Source organism: Streptomyces sporangiiformans (genome assembly GCF_005768555.2).
Classification (GTDB): Bacteria; Actinomycetota; Actinomycetes; order Streptomycetales; family Streptomycetaceae; genus Streptomyces; species Streptomyces sporangiiformans.
This window is the reverse complement of the sequence record NZ_VCHX02000306.1, coordinates 1-19,415: the sequence shown is the minus strand read 5'-3', so window position 1 is coordinate 19,415 and position 19,415 is coordinate 1. Positions and strand designations below refer to the sequence as shown.

Below are 19,415 nucleotides of genomic sequence, written 5' to 3'. Positions count from 1 at the left end.
GAGCCGGTGTGGGACGAGCGGCGCGTGGAGCGCGCCAGGTAGTCCGGCAGTCCGTTAACCCGGTAGCCCGGCAGCCACCAGGCTGCCGGGCTACCGGGGAGCGAGACGGCTCGTCGGGCTAGGACCAGCGCAGCAGGGCTCCCAGGCCCCCCACCGGAGCGTCCTCGGGCCCGGCGGCCGTCACCGAGAGGGCGGGCGCGCCCGTCGCCACCACGGACCGCAGCAGCGCGTCGTCCGCCCGCGCCGACCAGGGGCGCGGCTCGCCCAGCGGCTTCGTCTCCGTGCGTCGCAGACCCAGCTGGTCCGGGTTCTCGCCGACCCACACCTCGCGGTGCGTCTCGGGCCCCTCCGGGCGGATCAGCAGCTCGTCGATCCGGTGCTCCCGGGCCGCCTCGATGAGCGCGGGTACGCCCTCGACGGCGCCGATGCGTCCGTCCGCGTCCGGTGCCCGGGCCGCCTTGAACCGCTGCAGTTCTTCGGCCGCCCTGCGGTGTATGTGCTCCGCACGGGCCCGTTCCACCTCCTCGTCCAGGAGCCGGCTGCCGGTACCGGACCGGGTCTCCACCGTGCGGTTGTGCAGCCGCTGCGGCAGCCGTTCGTGCACGGACCGGCGTTCGCGGTCGTCGCCGACGAGGATCAGCAGGTCCGCCCGGGTCTCCTCCTGGCAGACCGCGAGCGCGTCGGCGATCTCGGCGGCGTTGTGCTCCCAGGTGTTCTCCACCCTGAGCTGGAAGTGCCGCTCCGACCAGTCGGCCGTGCTCGTACGGTGTATGGGCCACTGCCGCCCCGCCACCGAGCCAGCGCCCTGGCTGCCCAGCGCGCTGCGGAGCTCGAAGTCGGCGCCACGCCGGTCGATGTAGGCCACTACGCACACCGGGTCCTCACCGGCCAGGTCGAGGAGTGGCGCGGTGTGCGGCAGCGCCGACCATTCGGTGGACAGGGCGCCCGGCGGGGACGCGGCCAGCGGAGGATCGAGGACGACCTCGCCGCCGGTCGCGAACAGGGCCCTGCCGTGTGGATCTCCGGAGTGCCGCAACTCGTTCAGCGCGTCGCGCACGGCCCGGCAGGTGGCCTCGTCCGCGCCCTGCTCGGCCAGCCGGTCGGCTGCCGCCTGTGCCGTCAGCGTCCGCTCATGTGGGGTGGCCTCCGTGTGCCGGGAGGTGTCGACGTACACGGAGGCCCAGGGTCCCGGATGTTCGTACAGTGGGTGGAGAAAGGCGAGATCCATGGCTCCCTCCCGGGTGCCGCTCGGGATGTGCTTGCGCCGGGCGGGTACCCGGACCCGCACCGAAGGAACCGATGATCGGGGTACCACGATGACCGGAGTCGACCCGGGCCTCCTGGACGACCAGCAACTGATGAAAGAGCTGGAGACGATCCACCGCACGCGCCACGACACGCTGCTGTACGGCTCGAACGACGCGCTGCGCACCCACAACGAGCGGATGGCGCAACTGGAGGGGGAGTATCTGCGCCGTCATCCGCGCCGCCCGGTGGCCGTAGGCAGGACCCGCTCGGGCGCCCGAGAGCGCCACCCGGGCTGCGAGGCCTGACCATCGCCTTTCGGCTCCGCCGCCTCGAGCGGGCGGTCACCGCCGGCCTGCCTGAAAAACAGGAACAACCGGTAAAACAGGAACAACCGGCCCGGCCATCTGAACGCCGCGTACTGGTGCGGCCGATGAACGGGCCGGTGGGCCGGCGGACGGTCAGTGGCGGCGCTTCCAGATCTCGGGCAGGAGCGCGTCGCAGAACGCCTTGAGGTCGGCGGGCTTGCGGCTCGTGATGAGCGTTCCGGGTGCGGCTTCGCAGACGTGGACCGTCTCGTCGACCCATGTGCCACCCGCGTTGCGGATGTCCGTGCGCAGACTCGGCCACGACGTGAGGGTGCGACCGCGGACCACGTCCGCCTCGACGAGCGTCCACGGCGCGTGGCAGATCGCCGCGACCGGCCGGCCCTGCTCGAAGAACTCACGTACGAACGACACGGCCGTCTCGTCCATGCGCAGCGCGTCCGGGTTGGCCAGGCCGCCCGGAAGCACCAGACCGGCGAAGGAGTCCACCGACGCGTCACGAACGACCTGCTGCACGGGGAACACGTCGGCCTTGTCGAGGTGGTTGTACGCCTGGATCCGACCGGGTTTCGTAGACAGCAGGAGGGGCTCGGCGCCCGAGTCGTGGACCGCCGACCAGGGCTCGGTGAGCTCGACCTGCTCGACGCCATCCGGCGCCATCAGAAACGCGACCCGCATCACTTTCCACGTCCTTTCCCGGCGCGTTCCGCGCCGCACTGTGCCCTTTCGTGCCGCCGCTCTCCTCGGCTCTCCTCCACGATCAGGCGGTCAGGCGGTCAGGTTGTGCGGCCAGTCGTCCGGAGCGGCCCGGCTGATCTCGGCCAGGGCGGAGTCCGGGTCCTGGGACACCGCGAGATCCCCCAGGCTGACCATGCCGACCGGGTGGCCGTTCTCGACGACCGGCAGACGGCGGATGGCGTGCTCGCGCATGAGCTCCACGGCGGTCGAGACCGCGTCGTTCGGCCCGATCACCACGGGGTTCGGCGTGCACACGCTCTGAGCGCTCACCGTGAGCGGGTCCACGCCGTCCGCGACCGCGCGCAGCGTGATGTCGCGGTCCGTCAGGACCCCGAAGACGTTCTGGTCTCCGGCGACCAGAACATCGCCGATGTCCTGGGCGCGCATGAGTTGTGCCGCTTCGACGAGCGAGGCGTCGGGGCGGACCGCGACGACATCCGGCGTCATGACTTCCCTGACGAAATCAGCCATGCTCTGGGCCTTTCCTGTCCTGCATTCCCTGCGTTCCCTGCGGTTCCCGGTCATGCCGGGGGTGGGCACCTCGGCGGGGTGTGGCCCGCAGTACCCCCGAAACGGCGGCCCATGCGTCCGCCGCCGTTATTCGCGCGGTGCGCGCTCGGCGGTCGCGTTGCGCAGGAGCGCTTCGGCCAGTTCCTGAGCGGTGGTGTAGCGCGCCCTCCTCGGCAGCCGCTCCACCGGTTCCACCAGCCCGTCGGGCGCATGCCGGCTCCGCAGGATGCCGCTCAGTTCGCGGGGGCTCGCGGGGAAGGAGGTGCGGCCCAGCAGCCGCGCCAGTTCCAGACGCAAGGCCGCCACGGAGCCCGGGGCGCCCGGGGCGCCCCCCGGCGTGACCGGCCCGCCCGCAACCAGCGGGTCGTCGTCGGCGGTCGGCTCCGGATCGTGCCACTCCTCCGTCCGGGTCGGGTGGCCCGACCTGAGCAGACCCTGCAGTTCATGCTTCATCTCCTCGTCCTTGTGGACGCTGAGCCGGTCACTGCCTCGCTGCATGACTCTCTCCAGATGATCGGGGTGGCCCCCCGTGTACCCGCGCCTCCGACATCGACACGGAGGGTTTGTCCGGCAGCGGTCTGGAGACTCGAAGTCCACCCCCCATCAAGATTCCTCTGGGGAAGGACTGGACCATGGCGGTGATCGCTGTGATGATCCCGGTCCTGATGCTCGGTGTCGTCGTGGCACTCGGCCGTTACGAGGAGTGGCTCCTCCCACCGGCCGAACGCTCCGACGACACCGAACCTGTGGCTCTGAGCCACTGAAACTGAACAGGACCGGACGGAACCGGCCCCCGACGCCGCGGAATGCGCCGGGGGCCTCCCATGCGGCGGGATGTGGAGCCGTAGTCCTGCCGCAGGTCACGTCAGCCGCAGCAGCGCCTCAGCCGCAGCAGCGCCTCAGCCGCAGCCGTACGTCAGTCGCGGTCATGCCCCGGCAGGAACTCCTGGATCTTGGCCTTCAAGCCCTGCCGGACCATGGACGTGCGGTCGAAGTCGCCCTTCAGGACGGAGGCGGCGGTGGCCTCCAGCTGCTTCCAGGTGGCGTGCGGCGGAACGGGCGGGACGGCCGGGTCGGTCAGGAACTCGATCACCGCGGGGCGGTCGGCCTCCAGCCCCGCGCGCCAGCCCGCCTCGACGTCCCCGGGCTTCTCCACGCGGATGCCGGTCAGTCCGAGCGAGCGGGCGAAGGCGGCGTACGGGACGTCCGGGATCTCCTGCGAGGGCAGGAAGGACGGGGCGCCTTCCATGGCGCGCATCTCCCAGGTCACCTGGTTGAGGTCATGGTTGTTCCAGACGCCCACGACGAGCCGTGGGTCCTCCCAGCGGTGGTAGTACTTGGCCGCCGTGATCAGTTCCGTGAGCCCGTTCATCTGCATCGCCCCGTCACCGACGAGCGCGATCGCCGGCCGGTCCGGATGCGCGAACTTCGCGCCGATCGCGTACGGCACCCCGCACCCCATCGTGGCCAGGGTCCCCGACAGCGAGGAGCGCATACCGGCGCGGTGCGTCAGATGGCGCGCGTACCAGTTCGCCGGCGACCCCGAGTCGGACGTGATGATCGCGTTGCCGGGCAGCAGCGGGTCGAGCGTCCGCGCCACGTACTCCGGGTTGATCGGATCGGCGGACAGCTCGGCCCGGCGCTCCATCACGCCCCGCCAGCGCGCCACGTTCGCGCACACGGTGTCGTACCACTCGCGCCCGCGGTCCTTGCCCAGCAGCGGGATCAGCCGGTCCAGCGTCGCTTTCGCGTCCCCGACGAGATTCACCTCGTACGGATAGCGCATCCCGACCATGTGCGGATCGATGTCGATCTGTACGCCCCGCGCCTTCCCGAACTCCGGCAGGAACTGCGTGTACGGGAAGGAGGAGCCGATGGTCAGCAGTGTGTCGCAGTCGCGCATCAGCTCGTACGAGGGCCGGGTGCCGAGGAGGCCGATCGCTCCCGTGACGTAGGGGAGTTCGTCGCTCAGCGCGTCCTTGCCGAGCAGCGCCTTGGCGACGCCCGCGCCGAGCAGTTCGGCGATCTGCTCCACCTCGGGCTGTGCTCCGGCCGCGCCCTGGCCGATCAGGATCGCCGCCTTGTCACCGGAGTTGAGGACCTTGGCCGCCCGCTCCAGCGCCTCCTGAGACGGAAAGGAGGTCCATGTGCTGCGGTCCAGACTGGAGGGGACCATCTTGAACTCGTGGGTGGGGGCGGAGTAGTCGAGGTCCTGTACGTCTCCGGGGATGATCACGGCGGTGGGGGCGCGGCGCGCGTACGCGGTGCGGATCGCGCGGTCCAGGACGTTCGGCAACTGCTCGGGAACGGTCACCGTCTCGACGAAGTCGGAGGCGACGTCCTTGAACAGCGTGTGCAGGTCGACCTCCTGCTGGTACGAGCCGCCCATCGCGCTGCGGTGTGTCTGGCCGACGATCGCCAGCACCGGCACATGGTCGAGCTTGGCGTCGTACAGGCCGTTGAGCAGGTGGATCGCGCCGGGCCCCGAGGTCGCGGCGCACACCCCGATCCGGCCCGAGAACTTCGCGTAGCCGACCGCCTCGAACGCGGACATCTCCTCATGGCGTGACTGGACGAAGCGGGGACGGTCCTCGGCCCGGCCCCATGCGGCCAGGAGGCCGTTGATGCCATCCCCCGGGTATCCGAACACCTGTTCCACGCCCCATTCGCGCAGGCGCTGCAGGACATGATCGGCGACTTTGGTGCTCATGCGGTTCCTCCCGGGGTGGGCCGTACCGGCGGGGCGGGCTGTACCGGCCGAGTCACCCACGCCGGTCCTGGAAAACCTGCCGGGTGTTTGCCGCGCGAGTGGTCGGGCAAGCGAACCTCAGTGCTTCGGACAGGAGGCACGTCCGTGGGAGCGGCGAATCGTCGCCACGGGTGTGCCCGTCCGGCTTCGGCGCGCTCCCACGGTGACCGTCCAACCAAGGCACCACTCAAGGGAGTTGCGACGCACCATGCAGACTCACGCGAGCGCGAAGCACCACCCGCACGACGACGCCCCCGACACCGCAGAGGCCTTCCGCACCCTCGCCAAGCTCCCTCCCGGGCAGCAGCGCGACACCCTGCGGGCGGAGATCGTCGAGGCGTGGCTGCCCATGGCCGACCGGCTTGCGGGGCGGTTCCGCAGCCGTGGCGAAAGCTTTGAGGACCTGCGCCAGGTCGCGGCGCTCGGCCTGGTCAAGGCCGTCGACCGCTATGACCCGGAGCGCGGCAACGCGTTCGAGAGCTACGCCGTACCGACCGTCACCGGTGAGATCAAGCGGCACTTCCGTGACCACATGTGGACCCTGCATGTGCCCCGCCGCGTCCAGGACCTGCGAAACAGGGTCCGCTTCGCCCGCCAGGACCTGTCCCAGACGATCTCGGGCCGGCAGCCCACCGTCACGGAGATCGCCGAACACGCGCGGATGAGCGAAGAGGACGTACGCGTCGGGCTGGAGGCCCTGGAGAGCTTCACCGCCCTCTCGCTCGACGCCGAACTCCCTGGCAGCGAGGACGGCTACTCGCTGAGTGACGCGCTCGGCGCCCCCGACCCGTCACTCGACGTCGTCATCGACCGCGAAGCGGTCAAGCCGCGTCTGCAGGCTCTGCCCGAGCGCGAACGGGCCATCCTCTACATGCGGTTCTTCGGCGACATGACCCAGAGCCGCATCGCCGACCAGCTCGGCATCTCTCAGATGCACGTCTCACGCCTGATCAGCCGCTGCTGCGGCCGGCTGCGGGACCAGGTCATGCAGGACGCGGCCTGACGGGACGCCTGCTACCGGTCCAAGTTCCTTAGTGCCAGCGCTATGTGACGGGACATCAGGTCCATCACCTGCGCCTCGGCCATCGAGAACGCGAGCCGGGCCCCGCTGCGGAACAGGGTGAGCACGCCCTGCACGGCGCCGTCGACGGTCAGCGGTACGCACAGCAGGGACGTGACGTTCGCGCGGACCAGGACGGGGGCGCCCGAGGCGTCCTGGCCGAAGGCGTCCGGATCCTCCGGGCGCACCTGGAGTGCCGTGGACCCGCCGCGCGCCGCCTCGACGACGAGGGGGCACGCGGCGGGATCCTGCGCCTGAAGGTCCGTGACCTGCTCGCGCTGCCGGTCCGCGGGTCCGAGGACCCATGTACGGAGCGGCCGGGCGGCCCCGTCGTCGGCCACCACCCAGTCCGCGAACCGCCCGTGCAGCACCCGCGCCGCCCGCTCCAGAACGGCTGCCCGGGTCTTCGCGGGCTCGCGCAGCAACGCCGTGGTCATCGCGTCCAACAGGTCCATCTGCGCCGCGTGCCGTGTCGTCTCGGCGAGGTCCGGCAGTGGGCCTGACGCACCCTCGGCAGACGGCATCCGCGAACCCGCGGGCTGCAGCACCACGAGTATGGAGGTACGCGGCTCACCGTTCGGATGCAGCGCGGCGAGCGTCGCGTGCACGGGAGTTGAGGGGCGTTGCTGAAGATGGACGGTGAGGCTGCGGTCACCCTCGCCGCGCGCCACGGCCGCGGCCTGGGAACGGAACGCGGCCCGGTCGGAGTGCGCGAGGAAACCGGTCAGCGGCCGGCCCGTCGCGTAACCCGCCCGTACGCCGGTGAAGTTGGTGGCCGCGAAATTCAGCCTGCGCACGCTCGTCTCCCGGTCCAGCAGCACGACGGGAAGTGGAAAGCGCTGGAAGATCGCCCGCAGCAGCTGCTGCTCCTGGCGGTCGGTGGAGGGCCCGCCGGGGTTGCCGTTCGAGGTCAGCCGCTCGTACCACGGCCACAACTGGTCGGCCACATGGTCGAGTTCGAAGAGCGCCGCGTCGAGTACCGTGGGGAGTTCGTCCCTGGGCACCGACCGGGCCGCCTTGAGTTCTGCGACTCGTCGCACAAAATCCGCAAGCTCCTCACCGAACTCTTCCGTCTGCACCATGAACGAAACGTATCCCGTCACAGGTTGCCGCGGACCAACTGGAGCGGAACCATTCGAACTCGTTTTTCCCGCAGGTGTTCGGGAAGGCGCTGAAGAGAGAGGAGGCGTGTGAATCCATGTCGGAGACCGAACAGCTAGGCACCCGGGGCACGGAGTCCCCGGAATCCGCACTCCCGGCTCGTCGTCTGTCGGAGCTGGCCGAGCAGGCAGTGCGGTGCACCACCGATTGCTGTGGCGCCGGTACCACCGTGAGCGACGGCAGTACGGAGCGGCCGGCCGCGGCGACCCATCCCGACCTCGCGGCCCTCGTCTCGGTCCAGCTCCGCTCCGGTGAGGGTCCGATCCCCGCCGCCGTGGAAGGCGGCGAGACCGTCAAGTCGGGTGACCTGCTGTGTGAGGAGCGCTGGCCGGAGTACCGGGCCATGGCGCTCGACGCGGGCGTGCGCTCCAGCGTCACGATTCCGTTCCGGCGAGCGGGCATGACCGTGACCCTCAGCCTGTACAGCTTCCGTCCGGGCACGCTGCAGGACGCCCCGCACGGCCCGGCCCGGGCCCTCGGCGACCTCGCCACGACCTGTCTCGTACGCGACCGCTCCTACCGCGCCGCGCTCACCGAGATCGACCAGCTGGGCGCCGCGATGCGCACCCGCCCCGTCGTCGACCAGGCGTGCGGCATCGCCATGCATGTGCTGGGCTGCGACGCGGACGCGGCCTTCGCGGTCCTGCGCCGCATCTCCCAGGGCACCAACCGCAAACTGTCCGACGTGGCCTCGGCCATCGTCGACAAGCGAGGGCAGGGAGTGGAGCAGGAACTGATGTCCCTGGCCGACTGAAACCGGCGCGCCGCGACGGTGCACCGCCCGGCGGTGCGCCGCTACGGCGCGCCGCCGGGTGCGGCGCCATGGTGCGGTGTCACCCGCTCGGGCGTCCGCGTGGCACGAATGGTGTCCGGCCGCGCGCGCCCCGGCGGTGTGCGGGCTGTGATGGGCTGCGGGGCACGGCGGTCGTGCCCGCCCTCCGCTGCCTCACGGGCGCGGGAGGCCACCCGAGCCACCGGCCGAAGGAGCCCAGCCCATGCGCCGCACCGTCCGTGCCCTGTGCGCCACCACCCTCGCCACCGTCGCCCTGGGCGCCGCCGCGCCGGCCGCATCCGCGGAGGTCAGCCCACCCCCCGTGGCCTCCGGCGATCCACTCGCCGGACCGACCTCCGAGAGCGTCGTACCCGACAAGGACCGCTGGGCGGACGTGAGCGCCGCACCCGACAAGGACGGCGGGTCGTGGGACGCCACGCCTGACAAGGCCGACGGGACCGGCGAAGGTGCCGCGCCCGACGAGGGCGGCGGGGCACACGAGGGCGGCGGGACCTCCGAGGGGCATGGGGCCTCTGAGGGGGCCGGGGTGCCCGACGAGGGCGGTGTCCCCGACAAGGGCGGCATGCCCGACAAGGCCGACGAGACCTCTGAGAGCGGCGCGCCCGACAAGGCCGACGGGGGGTACGAGGGCGACGTGCCCGAGGAGGGCGGCGAGACCTCCTGGGGCGGCGGGGCCGACGCGACCGGCCCGGACTCCGAGTGGGGCGGGGACGGCGCCTGCCCGTCGGCGGCCGGCGGCGAGGAGAAGAAGTGGGGCGCGTCGTGCAAGGAGGCGTCCCCTGACCGCTCCCGCGAACCGGCGGTCGAGAACGGTGTGCAGGCGGGCGAGGGCGGCGCGTTCACCGACTCTCCCGCCGCCCTCGCCGCAGGCGGCCTCCTCATCGCGGGCGCGCTGGGCGCCGCGGTCCAGCGGCTGCTCCGCAGGGGGTCGTCCTGGAACGGCTGAGTTGGCGACGCAGGACGCTGGGTACTCAGAGCACAGGAGCACGACCGGCACCGTGGGGACCAGGCGGACCACGGATCACTGCGTGGAGGCGGACATGCGGCGGACGGATCCGGAAGGCCACGGTCCTGTCCGTTACGGCCCACCGCTTCCCGGCCACGGCCTGCCCGTGCTGCCGGGACTCGCCGCGGCCGCGGCCGGCGCGCACACCGAACCGACCGGCGGCGGCCGGCGCCTCCTGGACGCGGCACGCGGCTACTGGGACCGGCGCGGCCTGCCCACGGACCCCGACCGGACGGCCGCGGCGCCCGGCGCCCCGGCCCTGCTCCTCGCGCTGACCGCCGCGCTCGGCGGAGACGTGCTGATGCCGCGCCCGTGCGCCGCCTGGTGGGAGCCCACGGCACGCCTGCTCGGTACGACCGTGTTCCATGTGCCGACGCCCGCCGAGTGCGGTGGTGTCCCGGACCCGTACGCCCTGCTGGAGACCGTGCGCAGGGTGCGGGCCGAGGGCGGCGACCCGCGGCTGCTCGTGCTCTCGATCGCCGACGATCCCACCGCCACCGTGGCCCCGCCCGAAGTGGTCCACGAGGTCGTGGAGGCGGCCGCGGGCGAGGGGCTGCACCTGGTCAGCGACGAGACCTGGCGCGACACCGTGCACCAGCCGCATGACACGGTCCTGCTGAGCCCCGCCGAGATGGTCCCCGAGGGGATCACGGTGATCACCGACCTGGCCGGGCCCTTTCTGCCGCCCGGCTGGCCCGCTGCGCTCGCCCGCTTCCCCGACAACGACTTCGGCACCGGGCTGCGCGACCGCGTCCTCGACGTCCTCACCGCGCTCGGCGCCCGCCTCGCCACCCCGGTCGCCGAGGCCGCCGCGTACGCGCTCGGCGAGTCCGACGAGATCACCTCGCGGCTCACCGCGGCCGTACGGCTGCACGCGCGCGTGGCGGCCGCCGCGCACCACTCCCTTGTGTCCGCGGGCGCCCTTGCCCGGCCTCCGCAGGCAGGCCGTCACCTCTACGCGGACCTGGCCCCGCTCCGGTCCGCCCTCAGCGCGTACGGCGTCGGTGACGCACAGGAGCTGGAGGACTTCCTCACCGCCCGCCTCGGCATGCCCGCCCCCGGCGGACACCGCTTCGGCGACGACCTCGGCGCCCTGCGCGTACGCCTGGCCACCGGTCCGCTCCTCGGTGCCACCGACCAGGAGCGCATGGAATCCCTCACCTCACCCGACCCCTTGGAATTGCCGCATGTGGAACGCGCGTTGACCTTGCTGGGATCGGTCTTCGACGATCTCCGCGACGACGCTCGGCGATGGGAGTCCCCTCGATGACGCAGCAGTCCAAGCCGACCACGACCGCCACCACGTCCACGAACACCACCACCTCCACAGCCGCAGCCACGTCCACGCCCGCGTCCGGGCACGCCGACGAGCCGACGTCGTCACGCGCATTCGCGGCGCCCGCGTCCAGATCCCGGCTCGCCGCACCCCGCCCGCTGGGCGAGCGGCGTCTGTGGCCGCGGTCCTTCGCCGACCGGCTGACCGCCCCGCTGCCAGGTCTGAGGGGTTTCGCGAGGCTGGCCCGTGAAGCCGCGCTGCGTCCCGGGCCCGAGGGACTCGCCGACATACCGCGGCTGCCGTACGAGCCTGGCCCGCTGCCACGGGTGGACGCGGACACGATCGCCGTCTCCTGGGCGGGGCACGCGAGCTGGGTGATCCGGATCGGCGGTCTCACGGTCCTCACCGATCCGGTCTGGTCCCGCAAGATCCTCGGAACTCCCGCCCGGATCACACCCGTTGGTGTGCCCTGGAGTGAACTGCCGCGCGTCGACGCGGTCGTCATCAGCCACAACCACTACGACCACCTGGACGCCCCGACCCTGGGCAGGCTCCCGCGCGACACCCCCGTCCTCGTGCCGGCCGGGCTCGGCCGCTGGTTCCGGCGCCGCCGCTTCACGAGCGTCACCGAGCTGGACTGGTGGGAGGCGGCCGAAGTGCATCCGAGGGGCGGCGCCGCAGGCGCCTCGGCCGAGGGTGGTGGCGGGCGACGGGCGGGAGTCCGGTTCGACTTCGTGCCGGCCCACCACTGGTCCAAGCGCAGCCTCCATGACACCTGTCGCACCCTGTGGGGCGGCTGGGTGCTGACCGCGCCCGACGCACGGCGCGTGTACTTCGCGGGCGACACGGGATACGGCCACTGGTTCTCCCGGATCGGTGACCGCTACCCCGGCATCGACCTGGCGCTGCTGCCGATCGGCGCGTACGAGCCCCGCTGGTGGCTGGGCGACGTCCACTGCGACCCCGAGGAGGCGGTCCGGGCGGCGCAGGACCTCCGGGCGCGGCGGATGGCGCCCATGCACTGGGCCACGTTCGTCCTCTCGGCCGAGCCGGTCCTCGAACCGCTGACCCGGGTGCGTACGGCCTGGGAGAAGGCAGGCCTGGCCCGGGAGGACCTGTGGGACCTGCCGGTGGGGGCCTCCCGGGTACTGGATTGAAACCGGGCACGACCGCGCCCCATCAGGGGCGCGGGGAACTGCGCGACCAGCCACACAGGATCCGCACTCGACGTACCTGCCGTACCGCTGTACCCCGCCTCAAGCGGAGCGCTGACGCACACGCCGCCACAGGCCGGGCACCGCACTGATCAACAGCGTCAGCGCCACGGCCGCCACCACGCCCTGCCAGGGCTCCCTGAACAGCGAACCGCCCAGGATGCCGATGAGCTGGTACGCCAGGGCCCAGGCCAGGCAGGCCGGCACATCACCGTGGGCGAAGCGGCGCACCGGCCACTTCGCCAGCAGACAGGCGAGCATCACCGGGATACGGCCCGCCGGGACCAGCCGGGACAGCACGAGGACCGCCACCCCGTGATCGGCCAGCTTCACCTGGGCCTGGGCGAGGCGGTCCTCGGGGGCGCGGTCGCGGATCGCCGCCAGCCAGCGCGAGCCGTTCTTCGAGCCCATGCCGCGCCGCCCGAGCCAGTACAGCGCGACATCGCCGAGGAACGCCGCGAGCGCCGCCACCCCGAAGACCAGCAGCAGAGTGAACGGCGCCGCATGGTGAAAGGCCACCACCGCCGCCGAGCTCACCAGCGCGCCCGTCGGCACCACCGGCACCAGCGCGCCGATGAACACCAGCAGGAACAACGACGGATAGCCGACCACCTGCTGTGTGGACTCCGTCGGCACCGTGGTGGCCACGGTGGCCAGGAACGTCACCGGGCGACCTCCGGCCGCACACTCTCGCCGTGTGTCAGCCGGTGCACCGCCACCTCCGGCGCGCGCTCCGCCGCCAGGCGGAAGAACTCGTCGCCGGGGGAGTGGAATTCATGGGGGCGCACGCCGTCCAAGCCGATCGGCCAGTACGTGCCGTAGTGCACCGGCACCGCGCTGCGCGGCAGCAGCCGGGCCAGCGCCTCGGTGGCCCTGCCGGCGTCCAGATGCCCCTCCCCGAGATAGGGCCCCCAGCCGCCGACCGGCAGCAGGGCCACATCGACCGGCCCGACCTCCTCGGCCATCGCCTCGAACAGGCCGGTGTCCCCGGCGAAGTACGTCCGCGCTTCCCCCTCGATCACATAGCCGAGGGCGGGCGAACGGTGCGGCCCGACCGGCAGCCGGCGCCCGTCGTGCCGCGCGTACACGGCCCGTACGACCAGGTCACCGACCTGCGTCCGGTCGCCCGGCGCCATCTCGGTGAGCCGCAGATGTCCGAGCCTGCGCAGCCCGGGTACGGCGCGGGGGCTGCCCCGCGGCACCAGCACCCGGGTTCCCGGAGCCAGCCGCGCCAGCGAGGGAACGTGCAGGTGGTCGGCGTGCAGATGCGAGACAAGGGCCACGTCCGCGACGGCCGCCTCGGGCGGGGGCGGCGCCCCGCGGCGCCGGCGCAGATGCGCGAGCCGGCGGGCGAAGAGCGGGTCGGTCAGCAGGCGCGTACCCGAGTCCTCGACCGTGCAGGTGGCGTGACCCCACCACGTGACCTCCACCGGCACTCCCTTTGCCTCCTTCGCGCGACTCCCCCAGAGCCTACGGGCAGAGGTAGGGTCAACGGCGAAACCAGAGGTGAGGGGGGGACGCCATGGGAGACACACACAGCACCTCCGGCATGCTTCGCGTCACCGCGATCGCCGGCCTGACGCCCCTGGAGGAGCTGGAGGCGGACCCGTTCCTCGTGGACTCGCGCAGTCAGCACGCCATGTGCGCGCGCTGGGCGGCCGAGCGGGGATACGTCGTCACCCGGGAACTGCTCGTGCGTGGCCTGCGCCCCGATCACTGCGCGCTCTGGAAGGACGTCGAGGCGGGCCTTGTCGACCTGTTCGTCGCGCCCAGCCGCCGCGTCCTGGAGCTGGCCCTCGCCTCCGTCGACGAGTTCACCGCCGAGTGCGCCCGGCGCGGCGTACGCATCGAGACGGTCGGCCGCGCGGAACCGGCCTACGACGCGCAGATGAAGGCGCGGATTCACCGGCGGCTGTCGATGCCGACGGCCGGGTACGACGGGCGCTGAGACCGGGTACGACGAGCGCTGAGGCAGCGTACGACGGGCGCTGAGGCAGCGTACGACGAGCGCTGACCGTCGCACTTCCACCCTCGTCCCGCACCACCCGTGCGCCGTCACCCGTTGTGACAAGGTGGGGGACAGGTCGGTCAGGCGGGAGGCGGGTGTGGGCGACAGGCGATGGCGAAGGCGCGGCAGCGCCGCGTGGCGGATCGTGGCCGTGTGGGCCGTGTCCACCGTCACCATGCTGGTGCTCGCCGGGATCCTGCCGGACTTCCAGATCCAGTCGGCGGACGGGGACAGCGCCACCCGTATCGCCGTCACCGCCGCGCTCGGCGCCGGCGCCTTCGGCCTGCTCTCGGCCCTGGTGTGGCCCCTGCTCGTCCGGGCTCTGCTCCTCGTGCCGGCCCTCGTCCTCGGGCTCCTCGTCTTCTTCCTGAACGGATCGCTCCTCCTCGTCGCCCTGCGCATCAACCCCTCGGGACACGGCGAGGCCGCTCCGGAGACCGCCGTCGTGGTCGCCGCGGTGATGTCCGCCGTCGCCTCCGCCACCGGCGGCGCCCTCGCCGTCCGGGACGACGACGCGTACCGCAGGCGGCTCTACCGCCTTGCCGACCGCCGCCGCACGGCCGAGTTGACCGGCCCGGGGCCGTTGTCCCCCGGCACCGTCTTCCTCCAGCTCGACGGGGTGGGCCACGACGTGCTTCTGGACGCCGTGGAGCGGGGCCTGATGCCCACGGTCGCCGCCTGGCTGGGCAAGGGAGACCGCGCACGCCCCACGCACCGGCTCACCCTCTGGCGCACCGACTGGTCCAGCCAGACCGGCGCCAGCCAGCTCGGCATACTGCACGGCTCCAACCATGACGTCCCCGCCTTCCGCTGGTACGAGAAGGAGAGCCGGGAGGTGATGGTCTGCAACCGGCCCGCCAGCGCCGCCGAACTCCAGCGCCGGGCCATCCGGCGCACCGGCGACGGCGGCCTGCTCACCGTCGACGGCGCCAGCCGCGGCAACCTCTTCAGCGGGGGCGCGGACCAACTGGCCCTGGTGCTCTCCGTGGCGGCGAGGAGGGGCCGGGAAAACCGTTCACGGGCCGGGTACTTCGCCTACTTCTCCGACCCCGCCAACGCCGTCCGTACCGCCATGTCCTTCGTCGCCGACGTGGGCCGCGAGGTGGGCGAATCAACGAGCGGCCGCCTGAAGAAGCAGCGTCCCCGCGTCAAACGCGGCGGCCTCTACCCCTTCATCCGCGCCTTCGCGACCGTCGTCGAGCGGGACGTCGTCGTCACCGCCGTGGCGGGGGACATGCTCGCGGGCCGCGCCGCTGTCTACGCGGATCTCGTGGGGTACGACGAGGTGGCCCACCACTCGGGCCCGCGCAGCCGCGACGCCGAGAAGGTCCTCGAACGCATGGACCGCTCGCTGGCCCTGATCGCGAAGGTCGCCGAGCACGCCCCGCGCATGTACCGCATCGTCATCCTGTCCGACCACGGCCAGAGCCCCGGCGAGACCTTCCGCGGCCGCTACGGACTCGCCCTCGGCGAACTCGTCCGGGCCGGCTGCGGGCTGCCCGTACCCCGCAAGGCGCGGCGCACGCACAGCGGTGCCGAGGCCCGGGCCGCCGTACGGGCCGCGCTGCACCGGCCCGTCGAGGAGGGCGGCGAACAGCACCGCCCGTCCCGCCGCTCGGAGCCCATCGTGCTGGCCTCGGGCAACCTCGGACTGGTGTCCTTCCCGGACGTATCGCACCGGATGAGCCGTGAGGAGATCGACGAGCGCCACCCGGCGCTGCTGTCCACGCTCGCCAACCACCCGGGCATCGGCTTCGTCCTGGTCAAGAGCGAGAAGCACGGTGGTCTCGTACTCGGCGCGCACGGCGCGGAGATCCCCGTGGACGAGCTGGACAAGAATCCGGGCCCGCTCGCCGATTTCGGCCCCGCGGCGGCCGCCGCCGTACGCCGTACGCACTCCTTCCCGCATGCCGCCGATGTCATGGTCAACTCCTGGTACGACCCGGACGAGGGAGAAGTCCTCGCCTTCGAGGAGCAGATCGGCTCGCACGGCGGCCTCGGCGGTGCGCAGGGCGAGCCGTTCCTGATTTCACCTCTCGCGTTCTCCGCCCCCGTCGAGGACGGACGGGAACTGGTCGGCGCGGAGCAACTGCACCGCGTCCTCAGGCGCTGGCTGCGGGAGTCCGTCGGCCCGCAGGTGCCCCTGGAGGCCCGCCGCGACCAGCGGGCCGCCTGACAACGCGAGCGTGAGGACGAAGACGGACGAGAGGACGACGACAAGCGCGAGGACGAAGCAGCGCGAGAGACGGTGCACTCCGTCTTCGAGTAGTCCCGGGCAAGGGCGGGCCGCCCCTCCATACCCCCACGACGGAGGAGCCGCCCGCCTGTCGGGCCGATGATCCCCGACTCACCGGCCCGACGGAGCGACCACCCCGCGCCGCGTGTGGTGCACGCGCTGCCGGACTGGTCGATCACGATCAGTGCGCGCTGCCGCAGGTACCGGATCCGCGGCCGCACCTCGACGAGGGCCCCAAAATGTCACCGCCGAAGCGGTTTGCCCAGCTCGTATTCCGGCCATCGCTACCGCGCCACGGGCATGTCGCATCGCCCCACGTGCCGCTGTGGGCTCGCGAACTTTTGGGTGTGTTGAGGCCGGATGTGATCGGATGGCCCGGACGGAACCGATCCAGGGATCCCATCCGAAAGGAACCATCGTGGCAACCACGCGCACCGCACACACTGTCTGGGAGGGCGAGCTGCTCAAGGGCAGCGGCACCGTCACCTTCGACTCCTCCGGCATCGGCTCGCAGCCGGTGTCGTGGCCGTCGCGTGCCGAGGCGGCGAACGGCAAGACCAGCCCGGAGGAGCTGATCGCCGGTGCCCACTCCAGCTGCTTCTCCATGGCCCTGTCGCACGGCCTGACCGGCGCCGGCACCCCGCCCACCCGCCTGGAGACCAAGGCCGACGTCACCTTCCAGCCCGGCGAGGGCATCACCGGCATCCACCTCACCGTGCGCGGCGAGGTGCCGGGTCTGGACGCGGAGGGCTTCGCGGCGGCCGCCGAGGACGCCAAGAAGAACTGCCCGGTCAGCCAGGCCCTCACCGGCACGACGATCACGCTGACGGCTGAGCTGGCCTGACGCTCGTCCGCGCCCGATCACGCGCCCCATACGCGCTCGACAGCTCTCGATACGCCCGTCAGCGCCCGATACGCCTCGATGCCGCGCCCTCCCTCCGGAAGGGCGCGGCATCGCCCCGTGCGGGGACTGCATCCGGGGCGGTGCGTTCGGCCATTCCGGGGTATACGGGATTGACAAGAGCGCACTCAAGTTTTGTGCTGGTGGGTGGAAGGGCCCGGGCGGAAGGGGACGGAGATGGCACGTGCGGTCGGGATCGATCTCGGTACCACGAACTCGGTGGTGGCCGTACTGGAAGGCGGTGAGCCCACCGTCGTCGCCAATGCCGAGGGCGCGCGGACCACGCCGTCCGTCGTGGCCTTCGCGAAGAACAACGAGGTCCTCGTGGGCGAGGTCGCCAAACGGCAGGCGGTGACGAACGTCGAGCGCACCGCGCGCTCCGTGAAGCGTCACATGGGCGACGCGAACTGGCGCTTCCCGGACAAGGGCGACATCGACGGCACCCGCTACCGGGCGCAGGAGCTGTCCGCGCGGGTGCTGCAGAAGCTGAAGCGGGACGCCGAGTCGTACCTCGGCGAGGACGTCACGGACGCCGTGATCACCGTGCCCGCCTACTTCGACGACGCCCAGCGCCAGGCCACCAAGGAGGCCGGCGAGATCGCTGGCCTCAAGGTGCTGAGGATCATCAACGAGCCGACGGCCGCGGCCCTCGCGTACGGGCTCGACCGCGGCGAGGAGCAGACCGTCCTCGTCTTCGACCTGGGCGGCGGCACCTTCGACGTCTCGCTCCTGGAGATCGGTGAAGGCGTCATCGAGGTCAAGGCCACCAACGGCGACACCCAACTGGGCGGCGACGACTGGGACCAGCGGATCGTCGACCACCTCGTCAAACGGTTCAAGGGCTCGTACGGCATCGACCTCGGCCAGGACAAAATGGCGCTCCAGCGGCTGCGCGAGGGTGCCGAGAAAGCCAAGATCGAGCTGTCCTCGTCCACCGAGACCACCATCAATCTGCCCTACATCACCGCCTCCTCCGAAGGCCCGCTGCACCTCGACGAGAAGCTGACGCGCGCCCAGTTCCAGGAACTCACCAGTGATCTGCTCGACCGCTGCAAGACCCCCTTCCACCAGGCGGTCAAGGACGCGGGCGTGAAGCTCTCCGCCGTCGACCACGTCATCCTCGTCGGCGGCTCCACACGGATGCCCGCCGTGACGGAACTGGTCAAGGAACTCACCGGCAAGGATCCGCACAAGGGAGTCAACCCCGACGAGGTCGTGGCCCTCGGCGCGGCGCTCCAGGCGGGCGTCATCCGCGGTGACGTGAAGGACGTACTCCTCCTCGACGTCACCCCGCTGTCCCTGGGCATCGAGACCAAGGGCGGCATCATGACGAAGCTCATCGAGCGCAACACGACCATTCCCACGCGGCGTTCGGAGATCTTCACCACGGCCACGGACAACCAGCCCTCGGTCGGTATCCAGGTCTTCCAGGGCGAGCGCGAGATCGCCGCCTACAACAAGAAGCTCGGCGTCTTCGACCTCACGGGCCTGCCGCCCGCGCCGCGCGGGGTGCCCCAGATCGAGGTCGCCTTCGACATCGACGCCAACGGCATCATGCATGTCTCGGCGAAGGACCTTGCCACGGGGCGCGAGCAGAAGATGACCGTCACCGGCGGCTCCGCGCTGCCCAAGGACGACATCGACCGGATGATGCGCGAGGCGGAGCAGTACGCGGACGAGGACCGCCAGCGGCGGGAGGCCGCCGAGACACGCAACCAGGCCGAGCAGCTCGTGTACCAGACCGAGCGGTTCCTGCGGGACAACGAGGAGCGGATCCCGGCCGACACCAGGACCGAGGTGGAGTCCTCGGTCGCCGAGCTCAAGACCCTGCTGGAGGACCGCGACGGCGCCGACACGAGTGCCCTGCGGGCCGGGGTTGAGAAGCTGGCCGGCGTCAGCCAGAAGATGGGCCAGGCCATGTACGCCCAGACCCAGCAGAGCCCCGCGGACCAGCAGCCCGGCACCGAGCGGCCCTCCTCGGAAGCCTCTGACGAGGAAGGCGTCGTGGACGCGGAGATCGTGGACGACGAGAAGGACACGAAGGGCGGCGCTGCCTAGGGGTGGGTTTTCGCCCCCGCCGCCCCTACCCGTCCCATCCTGTACCTGGGGGCTGCGCCCCCAGACCCCCGCTATCGTCCTGAACGGCCTCGTCCTCAAACGCCGGACGGGCTGAAAGTCAGCCTCTCCGGCGT

Annotated in this window: 19 protein-coding genes; 11 read left to right on the top strand and 8 right to left on the bottom strand. The window is 71.8% G+C overall.

Going from position 1 to position 19,415, the window contains the following annotated elements:
• Positions 1–118: 118 nt before the first annotated feature.
• Positions 119–1,228 (bottom strand): baeRF2 domain-containing protein, encoded by a 1,110-nt coding sequence (locus tag FGD71_RS37975; protein WP_119105102.1) that lies wholly within the window; start codon positions 1,226–1,228, stop codon positions 119–121.
• A gap of 25 nt (positions 1,229–1,253) precedes the next feature.
• Between FGD71_RS37975 and FGD71_RS37970 the strand changes: the two genes are divergently transcribed.
• Positions 1,254–1,553 carry a DUF6158 family protein gene (locus FGD71_RS37970; protein ID WP_119105106.1) on the top strand — a complete coding sequence of 100 codons (300 nt, stop codon included), beginning with the start codon at positions 1,254–1,256 and terminating at the stop codon, positions 1,551–1,553.
• 153 nt (positions 1,554–1,706) lie between these two features.
• Here the strand turns inward: FGD71_RS37970 and FGD71_RS37965 are convergent, their stop codons facing one another.
• The 3 genes from FGD71_RS37965 to FGD71_RS37955 all read right to left on the bottom strand — a co-directional run bounded on the left by FGD71_RS37965 (position 1,707) and on the right by FGD71_RS37955 (position 3,317).
• Entirely contained in the window at positions 1,707–2,249 is a 543-nt protein-coding gene (locus tag FGD71_RS37965; RefSeq protein WP_119105101.1) for a type 1 glutamine amidotransferase domain-containing protein, read from the bottom strand.
• Positions 2,250–2,339: 90 nt separating this feature from the next.
• Positions 2,340–2,780 carry a CBS domain-containing protein gene (locus FGD71_RS37960; RefSeq protein WP_119105100.1) on the bottom strand — a complete coding sequence of 147 codons (441 nt, stop codon included), beginning with the start codon at positions 2,778–2,780 and terminating at the stop codon, positions 2,340–2,342.
• A 126-nt stretch (positions 2,781–2,906) separates the two neighbouring features.
• The gene (locus tag FGD71_RS37955) at positions 2,907–3,317 is read right to left on the bottom strand and encodes a DUF2795 domain-containing protein (protein WP_119105099.1); all 411 of its coding nucleotides are present in this window, start codon (positions 3,315–3,317) and stop codon (positions 2,907–2,909) included.
• A gap of 134 nt (positions 3,318–3,451) precedes the next feature.
• Between FGD71_RS37955 and FGD71_RS49790 the strand changes: the two genes are divergently transcribed.
• Entirely contained in the window at positions 3,452–3,583 is a 132-nt protein-coding gene (locus FGD71_RS49790; protein WP_276147182.1) for a hypothetical protein, read from the top strand.
• Between the two features lie 152 nt (positions 3,584–3,735).
• Here FGD71_RS49790 and FGD71_RS37950 read toward each other — a convergent pair whose 3' ends face one another.
• Positions 3,736–5,529, bottom strand: coding sequence for a thiamine pyrophosphate-requiring protein (locus FGD71_RS37950; RefSeq protein ID WP_119105098.1), 1,794 nt, complete (start codon positions 5,527–5,529; stop codon positions 3,736–3,738).
• A 247-nt stretch (positions 5,530–5,776) separates the two neighbouring features.
• Here FGD71_RS37950 and FGD71_RS37945 point away from each other — a divergent pair, with 247 nt between their 5' ends.
• Positions 5,777–6,571, top strand: a complete 795-nt coding sequence (locus FGD71_RS37945) for an RNA polymerase sigma factor SigF (RefSeq protein ID WP_119105097.1) — start codon at positions 5,777–5,779, stop codon at positions 6,569–6,571.
• An 11-nt stretch (positions 6,572–6,582) separates the two neighbouring features.
• Here the strand turns inward: FGD71_RS37945 and FGD71_RS37940 are convergent, their stop codons facing one another.
• Entirely contained in the window at positions 6,583–7,710 is a 1,128-nt protein-coding gene (locus FGD71_RS37940) for a GAF domain-containing protein (RefSeq protein WP_119105096.1), read from the bottom strand.
• A 116-nt stretch (positions 7,711–7,826) separates the two neighbouring features.
• Between FGD71_RS37940 and FGD71_RS37935 the strand changes: the two genes are divergently transcribed.
• From FGD71_RS37935 to FGD71_RS37920, 4 genes are all read left to right on the top strand, one after another.
• Positions 7,827–8,543 (top strand): ANTAR domain-containing response regulator, encoded by a 717-nt coding sequence (locus FGD71_RS37935; protein WP_119105095.1) that lies wholly within the window; start codon positions 7,827–7,829, stop codon positions 8,541–8,543.
• A 241-nt stretch (positions 8,544–8,784) separates the two neighbouring features.
• Positions 8,785–9,528, top strand: a complete 744-nt coding sequence (locus tag FGD71_RS37930; protein WP_119105094.1) for a hypothetical protein — start codon at positions 8,785–8,787, stop codon at positions 9,526–9,528.
• 94 nt (positions 9,529–9,622) lie between these two features.
• The gene (locus FGD71_RS37925) at positions 9,623–10,858 is read left to right on the top strand and encodes an aminotransferase class I/II-fold pyridoxal phosphate-dependent enzyme (RefSeq protein ID WP_119105105.1); all 1,236 of its coding nucleotides are present in this window, start codon (positions 9,623–9,625) and stop codon (positions 10,856–10,858) included.
• The gene (locus FGD71_RS37920) at positions 10,855–12,021 is read left to right on the top strand and encodes an MBL fold metallo-hydrolase (RefSeq protein ID WP_119105093.1); all 1,167 of its coding nucleotides are present in this window, start codon (positions 10,855–10,857) and stop codon (positions 12,019–12,021) included. The genes FGD71_RS37925 and FGD71_RS37920 overlap by 4 nt, the downstream gene beginning before the upstream one ends.
• A gap of 99 nt (positions 12,022–12,120) precedes the next feature.
• Here FGD71_RS37920 and FGD71_RS37915 read toward each other — a convergent pair whose 3' ends face one another.
• Positions 12,121–12,744, bottom strand: a complete 624-nt coding sequence (locus FGD71_RS37915; RefSeq protein WP_119105092.1) for a DedA family protein — start codon at positions 12,742–12,744, stop codon at positions 12,121–12,123.
• Positions 12,741–13,514, bottom strand: coding sequence for an MBL fold metallo-hydrolase (locus FGD71_RS37910; RefSeq protein WP_119105091.1), 774 nt, complete (start codon positions 13,512–13,514; stop codon positions 12,741–12,743). Before FGD71_RS37910 ends, FGD71_RS37915 begins: the two co-directional genes overlap by 4 nt.
• An 86-nt stretch (positions 13,515–13,600) precedes the next feature.
• Between FGD71_RS37910 and FGD71_RS37905 the strand changes: the two genes are divergently transcribed.
• The 4 genes from FGD71_RS37905 to dnaK all read left to right on the top strand — a co-directional run bounded on the left by FGD71_RS37905 (position 13,601) and on the right by dnaK (position 19,281).
• Positions 13,601–14,026, top strand: a complete 426-nt coding sequence (locus FGD71_RS37905) for a hypothetical protein (protein WP_119105090.1) — start codon at positions 13,601–13,603, stop codon at positions 14,024–14,026.
• 157 nt (positions 14,027–14,183) lie between these two features.
• Positions 14,184–16,262, top strand: coding sequence for a phage holin family protein (locus FGD71_RS37900; protein WP_276147181.1), 2,079 nt, complete (start codon positions 14,184–14,186; stop codon positions 16,260–16,262).
• 478 nt (positions 16,263–16,740) lie between these two features.
• On the top strand, positions 16,741–17,166 hold the full coding sequence (locus tag FGD71_RS37895; protein WP_119105103.1) for an OsmC family protein: 426 nt from the start codon (positions 16,741–16,743) through the stop codon (positions 17,164–17,166).
• 234 nt (positions 17,167–17,400) lie between these two features.
• A complete protein-coding gene (gene dnaK, locus FGD71_RS37890) occupies positions 17,401–19,281 on the top strand; it encodes a molecular chaperone DnaK (protein ID WP_119105089.1) in 1,881 nt (626 codons plus the stop codon).
• The last annotated feature ends 134 nt before the right edge of the window (positions 19,282–19,415 follow it).

What these genes read in the sequence shown, in the direction of transcription:
- FGD71_RS37975 (WP_119105102.1), bottom strand. Translation starts at nt 1,228, where the DNA reads ATGGATCTCGCCTTTCTCCACCCACTGTACGAACATCCGGGACCCTGG.
- FGD71_RS37970 (WP_119105106.1), top strand. Translation starts at nt 1,254, where the DNA reads ATGTGCTTGCGCCGGGCGGGTACCCGGACCCGCACCGAAGGAACCGAT.
- FGD71_RS37965 (WP_119105101.1), bottom strand. Translation starts at nt 2,249, where the DNA reads ATGCGGGTCGCGTTTCTGATGGCGCCGGATGGCGTCGAGCAGGTCGAG.
- FGD71_RS37960 (WP_119105100.1), bottom strand. Translation starts at nt 2,780, where the DNA reads ATGGCTGATTTCGTCAGGGAAGTCATGACGCCGGATGTCGTCGCGGTC.
- FGD71_RS37955 (WP_119105099.1), bottom strand. Translation starts at nt 3,317, where the DNA reads ATGCAGCGAGGCAGTGACCGGCTCAGCGTCCACAAGGACGAGGAGATG.
- FGD71_RS49790 (WP_276147182.1), top strand. Translation starts at nt 3,452, where the DNA reads ATGGCGGTGATCGCTGTGATGATCCCGGTCCTGATGCTCGGTGTCGTC.
- FGD71_RS37950 (WP_119105098.1), bottom strand. Translation starts at nt 5,529, where the DNA reads ATGAGCACCAAAGTCGCCGATCATGTCCTGCAGCGCCTGCGCGAATGG.
- FGD71_RS37945 (WP_119105097.1), top strand. Translation starts at nt 5,777, where the DNA reads ATGCAGACTCACGCGAGCGCGAAGCACCACCCGCACGACGACGCCCCC.
- FGD71_RS37940 (WP_119105096.1), bottom strand. Translation starts at nt 7,710, where the DNA reads ATGGTGCAGACGGAAGAGTTCGGTGAGGAGCTTGCGGATTTTGTGCGA.
- FGD71_RS37935 (WP_119105095.1), top strand. Translation starts at nt 7,827, where the DNA reads ATGTCGGAGACCGAACAGCTAGGCACCCGGGGCACGGAGTCCCCGGAA.
- FGD71_RS37930 (WP_119105094.1), top strand. Translation starts at nt 8,785, where the DNA reads ATGCGCCGCACCGTCCGTGCCCTGTGCGCCACCACCCTCGCCACCGTC.
- FGD71_RS37925 (WP_119105105.1), top strand. Translation starts at nt 9,623, where the DNA reads ATGCGGCGGACGGATCCGGAAGGCCACGGTCCTGTCCGTTACGGCCCA.
- FGD71_RS37920 (WP_119105093.1), top strand. Translation starts at nt 10,855, where the DNA reads ATGACGCAGCAGTCCAAGCCGACCACGACCGCCACCACGTCCACGAAC.
- FGD71_RS37905 (WP_119105090.1), top strand. Translation starts at nt 13,601, where the DNA reads ATGGGAGACACACACAGCACCTCCGGCATGCTTCGCGTCACCGCGATC.
- dnaK (WP_119105089.1), top strand. Translation starts at nt 17,401, where the DNA reads ATGGCACGTGCGGTCGGGATCGATCTCGGTACCACGAACTCGGTGGTG.